Annotated in this window: 6 protein-coding genes and 1 pseudogene; 4 read left to right on the forward strand and 3 right to left on the reverse strand. The window is 75.1% G+C overall.

The annotated features are described in order from the left end of the window. On the reverse strand, positions 1 to 390 hold a 390-nt coding region (locus GFJ45_RS14395), incomplete at its 3' end, for a hypothetical protein (RefSeq protein WP_407670407.1). Positions 391 to 560: 170 nt separating this feature from the next. Here GFJ45_RS14395 and nudC point away from each other — a divergent pair. The 4 genes from nudC to GFJ45_RS14415 all read left to right on the forward strand — a co-directional run bounded on the left by nudC (position 561) and on the right by GFJ45_RS14415 (position 4,610). Beyond that, a complete protein-coding gene (gene nudC / locus GFJ45_RS14400) occupies positions 561 to 1,526 on the forward strand; it encodes an NAD(+) diphosphatase (RefSeq protein WP_153398413.1) in 966 nt (321 codons plus the stop codon). Then, on the forward strand, positions 1,523 to 3,619 hold the full coding sequence (locus tag GFJ45_RS14405) for an ATP-dependent DNA helicase UvrD2 (RefSeq protein ID WP_194288690.1): 2,097 nt from the start codon (positions 1,523 to 1,525) through the stop codon (positions 3,617 to 3,619). Before nudC ends, GFJ45_RS14405 begins: the two co-directional genes overlap by 4 nt. A 433-nt stretch (positions 3,620 to 4,052) precedes the next feature. Then, a complete protein-coding gene (locus tag GFJ45_RS14410; RefSeq protein ID WP_153398415.1) occupies positions 4,053 to 4,409 on the forward strand; it encodes a WhiB family transcriptional regulator in 357 nt (118 codons plus the stop codon). Positions 4,410 to 4,472: 63 nt separating this feature from the next. Beyond that, positions 4,473 to 4,610, forward strand: a complete 138-nt coding sequence (locus GFJ45_RS14415) for a hypothetical protein (protein WP_153398418.1) — start codon at positions 4,473 to 4,475, stop codon at positions 4,608 to 4,610. 98 nt (positions 4,611 to 4,708) lie between these two features. Here the strand turns inward: GFJ45_RS14415 and GFJ45_RS14420 are convergent, their stop codons facing one another. Then, a complete protein-coding gene (locus GFJ45_RS14420; RefSeq protein WP_194288691.1) occupies positions 4,709 to 6,064 on the reverse strand; it encodes an ABC1 kinase family protein in 1,356 nt (451 codons plus the stop codon). A gap of 37 nt (positions 6,065 to 6,101) precedes the next feature. Further along, positions 6,102 to 6,547, reverse strand: a pseudogene (locus GFJ45_RS14425) (hypothetical protein); the annotation flags it as partial.

A 6,547-nucleotide genomic window follows, 5' to 3' on the forward strand; every position in this document is an offset into this window, starting at 1 on the left:
GGTGAGCCAGTCATACAGGCTCATGCCTTCGTCCAGGTGCAGCCCGCGGCCGGCTGCTTCGAGGGCGACCCGGACGGCGAGCTGGTCGGCTTCCAGCCGGGCCGCCCAGGCCTGGCCCAGCTCGGCGGGCAGCTGGGCGCTGGTGGCCCGCGGCAGTGCCGCGGCCTCGACCGCGGCCGCCGCCAACGCCACCCTGGCCCGCGCCAACGGCCCCTGCACCGGCACCCCGGTCTCGGTCACCACCACCTGACCCGCCCCGGCCTGCCGTTGCGGCCCCTGCCCGCCGGGCCCGTCACTGCCGGGACGGTCCAGCAGCAGCGTGTCCCCACCGCCGGCGTCCCCCTGCCCGCGGCCCCTGCCGGACCCGCCACCGCGCTCATCTCCGAACACGTGTCCAGCATCCCACCCGGCTCCGACAGTGCCCGTCGCACCCGAACCCGTGTGGACGACACCGCACCGAGCGGCTCGGTGTGGACGCTGTGCAGCAGCGCCGGGCGGGCCAGCGGCAACGCTGCGGGGCATGGCTCGGGCTTGGTCCCGTGCCGTCCTAGAGTGGCGGTGTGAGCCCGACTGAGGAGACCCTGCTGGACCTGTCGCTGTCCCGGGGGTCGCTGGACCGCAGCCAGGCCGCCCGCCGGGAGCCCGACGTGCTGCAGCGGGCGTTGAAGAGCTCCCGCACCCGGGTGCTCGACCTGGCCGACGGGCGGGTGCGCACCTGCCGGGTGGACGGTCAGCTGCGGCTGGTGCTGCGGCAGCCTGGCATCGAGGACAGCCGGCCGTTGGGGTTCTGGCTGGGACGGGACCAGGACGGCGTCGACTACGTCGCCCTGGTCCATGACGACCCCACCGCTCCCGACCGGCCCGACACCTCCGCCAAGGGGTGGCGCACCCTCCGGGAGGCCGGCGCGGAGCTGAACGACACCGAGGCGGGCGTGTTCACGACCGCGCTGGCGCTGGCGCAGTGGCACGCCCGCCACCCTCACTGCCCCCGCTGCGGGAGCCCGACGGAGGTGGTCGAGGCCGGCTGGATGCGCCGCTGCCCGGAGGACGGCTCCGAGCACCACCCCCGCACCGACGCCGCCATCATCGTGGCGGTCACCGACCGCGACAACCGGCTGCTGCTGGCCCGCGGCCCGCACTGGCCGGAGACCCGGATGTCGGTCCTGGCCGGGTTCGTCGAGGCCGGCGAGTCGCTGGAGTCGGCGGTGGCCCGCGAGGTGCACGAGGAAGTCGGCATCCGCGTGCAGGACATCACCTACCGCGGCAACCAGCCGTGGCCCTTCCCGGCCTCCCTCATGGTCGGCTTCACCGCCAGGGCGGTGGACGTGGAGCTGCACATCGACGGCGAGGAGATCGTGCAGGCGGAGTGGTTCAGCCGGGGGGAGCTGGGCTGGGCCGTGCGCACCGAGCAGATCGCGCTGCCGCCGCGGGTCTCCATCGCACGCCGGCTGATCGAGGACTGGTTCGGGGACGAGCTGGAGCCCGAGCCCGGCTACGAGGGCCCGCGGACGGTCGCGCCCCGGTGACGGTGACCGGGGAGCCGGCCCGCGTCCTTGCTGCGCTCGACCCCGAGCAGCGTCTCGTCGCCGAGCAGCCGCGTGGTCCGATGTGTGTGCTCGCCGGCGCGGGCACCGGCAAGACGCGCGCCATCACCCACCGCATCGCCTACGGGGTGCACACCGGGGCCTACACCCCGGGTCGGGTGCTGGCCGTCACCTTCACCGCTCGTGCCGCAGGGGAGATGCGCACCCGGCTGCGCCAGCTCGGGGTGCCTGGCGTGTCCGCCCGCACCTTCCACTCCGCCGCGCTGCGCCAGCTGCAGTACTTCTGGCCGCAGGCCGTGGGCGGCCCACCGCCGGACGTCGTCGGACAGAAGGTCCCGGTCGTCGCCGAGGCCGCCGGTCGGCTGCAGCTGCGGCTGGACCGCACCGAGCTGCGGGACCTGGCCTCGGAGATCGAGTGGGCCAAGGTCGGGATGCTCACCGTCGAGGCCTACCGGGAGCGCGCGGGCGCGGAGCAGCGCCGCCCCGGCGGTCTCGACCCGATGGTCGCCGCCCGGGTGCTCGAGGTCTACGAGGAGGTCAAGACCGAGCGCCACGTCATCGACTTCGAGGACGTGCTGCTGCTGACGGTCGGCATCCTCGCCGAGAACCCGTCGATCGCCGAGCGGGTCCGTGACCAGTACCGGCACTTCGTCGTCGACGAGTACCAGGACGTCAACCCCGTGCAGCAGGCGCTGCTGGACCTGTGGGTCGGCGACCGTGCCGACCTGTGCGTCGTCGGCGACCCCGCACAGACCATCTACTCCTTCACCGGCGCCTCGCCCGAGCACCTGCTCGGCTTCACCACCCGCCGCCCGGACGCGCAGGTGGTCCGGCTGGTGCGCAACTACCGGTCCACCCCGCAGGTCGTGCAGCTGGCCAACGCCGTGATCGCCACCGCGCCCCGGCAGGCCGGTGTCGAGCTGCAGGCACAGGCCGGGGCGGGTCCGCAGCCGCGGCTGGTCTCCTACGACACCGACGAGGCGGAGGCGGCGGGGGTAGCGGCCGAGGTCACCCGGCTGCTCAGCGAGGGTGTCCCCGCCAGCGAGATGGCCGTGCTGTTCCGCACCAACGCCCAGTCCGCGGTGCTGGAGCAGGCGCTGGCCGAGGCGGGCGTCCCTTACCTGGTGCGGGGCGGGGAGCGGTTCTTCTCCCGCGCCGAGGTTCGCCAGGGCGTGCTGCTGCTGCGCGGCGCGGCCCGCACCGACGACGGCTCCCGGCCGCTGCCGGAGCTGGTGCAGGACGTCCTGGCCGGGGCCGGGTGGACGCCGCAGCCGCCGTCCTCCGGTGGGGCCACCCGGGAGCGGTGGGAGTCGCTGCAGGCGCTGGTGCTGCTCGCCGAGGACCTCGCCCAGGACGCTGCCGCGCGGCTGCCGGCGCTGGTCGCCGAGCTGGACCGGCGGGCCGCCGAGCAGCACGCGCCCACCGTGCAGGGCGTCACGCTGGCCTCGCTGCACGCCGCCAAGGGGCTGGAGTGGGACGCGGTGTTCCTGATCGGCTGCAGCGAGGGGCTGATCCCGATCAGCATCGCCGAGGGGCCGGCGCGGCTGGAGGAGGAGCGCCGGCTGCTCTACGTGGGGCTCACCCGGGGCCGGCGTCACCTGGTGCTGTCCTGGGCCGGCTCCCGCGGCGGCTCCTCCCGGGCGACCCGGCGGCCGTCCCGGTTCCTCGCCGCCGCCCCGGTGGCCCGGCTGCTGGGTGCCGCGCCCGGCTCCGTCCGCCCCTCCGGCCGCAACCGCGCCCCGAAGCCGCGCGCGGCCCGGGTGTGCCGCAGCTGCGGGAACGAGCTCGCCTCGGCCGCGGAGCGGAAGGTGGGCCGGTGTCAGGACTGTCCGCCCACCTACGACGAGGCGACGTTCGAGGCACTGCGGGGCTGGCGCTCAGCCACCGCCCGGGAGGCCGGTGTGCCGGCGTTCGTGGTCTTCACCGACGCCACCCTCACCGCGATCGCAGAGCAGCGTCCGGGGTCGCCGGAGGAGCTGGCCCGCGTGCCCGGCGTGGGGCCGGTCAAGCGGGAACGCTACGGCACCGAGGTCTTGGATATCCTCGCTGGTCACACTGCCACTGGACGTCCCTGAGGGCACCCTCGCCGGGGCCGATGCCCTCGCCGCCCGGGGATGGGCGCCGAAATTGTCCAATAAATGCGTTGCGCCCGCGACTCGGACGCTTCTAGAGTGACCAGCGTCCAACTCGCACGGCCCTCGTGGCCGGGTGGGGGAGCAGAGCATCAGAAAGGAGGGTGGAAGCACATGGAGAACGCCCAGCTGTTCGGAGCAATGACCGGGACCGGTACGGGTGTCCGGCTGCGCACTGCTTTCACCCTGCGCGGCCTGCGCCCAGCCGGCGGCTTCGCCCCGACCGGCGGCGTTGACGCCCCCATCTCTGCCCCTGACCCCGACGTGGTGTCTCCCGCAGCGACCTGACTCCAGGCGCCTCGCGGCCGCGGACCCCGTCACGGGTACCGCGGCCTTTTCGTCTGTCGCGGACCCGGACCAGCCCGAGGAGAGCGACATGACCGACCACAGCGACTCGAGACCGCCGCATCAGCCCGACCCGGTGTCCGGTGCCGCCCGCGCGTGGAGTGCGTGGGAGGCGACCAGCACCAGCATCGAGAGGACGAAGGTGTCCGGACGCACCCTGCCGTGCCGTGTCCACCCCGCGGACCTGTGGTTCGCCGAGAAGCCCGAGGAGGTCGAGCAGGCCAAGGCCCTCTGTGGCCGTTGCCCGCTCGCCCAGGACTGCCTGGCCGGCGCCCTGGAGCGCGGCGAGCCCTGGGGCGTCTGGGGCGGGCAGCTGCTCGTCGACGGCGCCGTCGTGGCCCGCAAGCGACCCCGCGGCCGGCCCCGCAAGAACCCGGTAGCCGCCTGAGCGGCCGCCACCCACCCGTCACCGTGACGCACGGTCCGACATGAACCTACGAGGAGAACCCAGATGTACAGCGCGCTCACCGACCAGGTCGCGCGCGCCGAGCACCGTGACCGGCAACGCGCCCTCGAGGCGCCGCGCCCGTCGCGGCTGGACCGGGGGCTGCTACCGCGCACCACCCGGCTCTGGCACTGGCGCGAGTGACGACCGCGGCCGCACCGGCCGCAACCCGAGGGGCGGGACCGATCCGTATCGGTCCCGCCCCTCCCGTGCATCCGGTGCCGTGCGGACGCACGCGCAGCTCAGCTGTCGAGCTCCAGGCCGGGCACGTGCCGGTCCACGACCGCCCGCGCCGGGATCTCCACCCCCATCTGGGAGAGCACGGCCGTGCCACCCATCCAGACCCGGTGGATGAGCAGGTACTGCACCGGTAGGTCCAGCCGGCGGGTGATCCGGAACGCGGTCCCGCGCGGGTCGTTCACCCGGCTCGAGACACCGCGCAGCCACGCCCGGTCGAACCGGAACGTCGGGTGCCGGACCGGCGCCACCAGCGGCTCGAAGAAGTCGAGCAGCTCCTCGGGGTCCAGGTCCACCCAGTCGCGGATGAACCCCTCCTCGCGCAGCCCGTCCAGCAGGGTGTCCGCGTCCTGTCGCAGCGCCACCCCCAGCAGCCGCCCCATCGCCAGCGGCAGCCCCTCCGGCAGCCGATCCACCGCGCCGAAGTCGAGCACGCCCAGCCGGCCGTCCGGCAGCACCCGGTAGTTGCCGGGGTGCGGGTCGGCGTGCAGCAGCCCCACCCGGTCCGGTGCGCCCAGCAGGAACCCGATGTAGCGCGGCGCCGCGCCCTCCAGGGTCGCCCGCGCGGCCGGGTCCGCCCCGGGCACGCCGTCCCCGGCACGGGCGATGAGCCGGGACAGCGGGGTGCCCTCCAGCCACTCCGTCACCAGCACCTGCTCACCGTGGTCCAGCACCGGCGGCACCTGCACCTCCGGGTCGTCGGCGTAGGCGTCGGCGAACACCTGCTGCGACCAGGCCTCCCGGCGGTAGTCCAACTCCTCCAGCATCCGTTCCTGGACCTCTTCCACGACCGCTCCGAGGTCCATGCCCGGCACCAGCGGCCGGGCCAGCCGGGCCACCCGCGCCAGCTGGCGCAGGTCCGCCGACAGCGCCGGTCCGGCCCACGGGTACTGGATCTTGACCGCGACCTCCCGCCCGTCGCGCCAGCGGGCCCGGTGGACCTGGCCGATGGAGGCGGAGGCAGCCGCCTCCTGGTCGATGTCCTGGAACCGGGAGCGCCAGTCGGCACCGAGGGACCGGGTCAGCACCGGCTCGAGGTCGCTGAACGGCACCGGCGGCGCCTGCTCCTGCAGCCTGGTGAGCGCCTCCCGGTAGGGAGCCACGAACTCGCCGGGGACGGCGGCCTCGAAGATCGACAGCTGCTGGCCGACCTTCTGCGCCCCGCCCTTGAGCTCGCCGAGCACGGCGAACAGCTCCTCGGCCGCCTGCTCCTGCTGCCGGCGGGAGACCTCCTGGGCGGAGGTGCCGGTGAGTCGCTGGCCGGCGCCCCGCACCGCCCGGCCGGCCGCTCCCAGCGGCAGCGAGGCCAGCCGGCGGGCCCGGCCCAGGCCGGTGGTCGGAACGCCCCGCTGGTCGGCCACCGCCACCTCCCCGTTCGTTGCTCGGTCCGGACCCAGCCTACGGCTGCCGACAGGAGCAGGCGGGGTGCGGCACCCAGGTCCGGGTGAGCGGGTCGGGCCACGGCAGCGAGAGGGTCCAGGACCGGCCCGCCGGGAGCGGCACCTGGTCGCGCCAGGCACGTGCCGCCAGCAGCACGGTTCCGGTCGCCAGCGGCACCAGGGGCACCGGGAGGTCCACCCAGGGGGCGGTGTCGGCGGTCCACGGGGCGGCCTGGCTGAGCAGCGCCGGCCAGGCCGGGTCGCGGTCCCGCCGGTGCAGGTCCAGGCAGCGCAGGCAGGGCGCGTCGCCCGCTTCGTCCGGTGCGGGGACCAGCGGGCCGACCGTCACGCCGTGCTCGGTGCAGACCACCGGCAGCACCGCGCCGTCGCGACCGGCGGCCGCACACGCCTCCGCGGCCGGGACCGCCTCGGCGACCAGCAGCACGGAGAGCGTCCTGGCGTCCG

The sequence above is a fragment of the Ornithinicoccus halotolerans genome (assembly GCF_009602535.1).
Taxonomy (GTDB): Bacteria; Actinomycetota; Actinomycetes; order Actinomycetales; family Dermatophilaceae; genus Ornithinicoccus; species Ornithinicoccus halotolerans.

Bases quoted from the DNA above. Each gene is read 5' to 3' on its own strand.
- GFJ45_RS14410 (WP_153398415.1), top strand. From the start codon at position 4,053: ATGACCGACCACAGCGACTCGAGACCGCCGCATCAGCCCGACCCGGTG.
- GFJ45_RS14415 (WP_153398418.1), top strand. From the start codon at position 4,473: ATGTACAGCGCGCTCACCGACCAGGTCGCGCGCGCCGAGCACCGTGAC.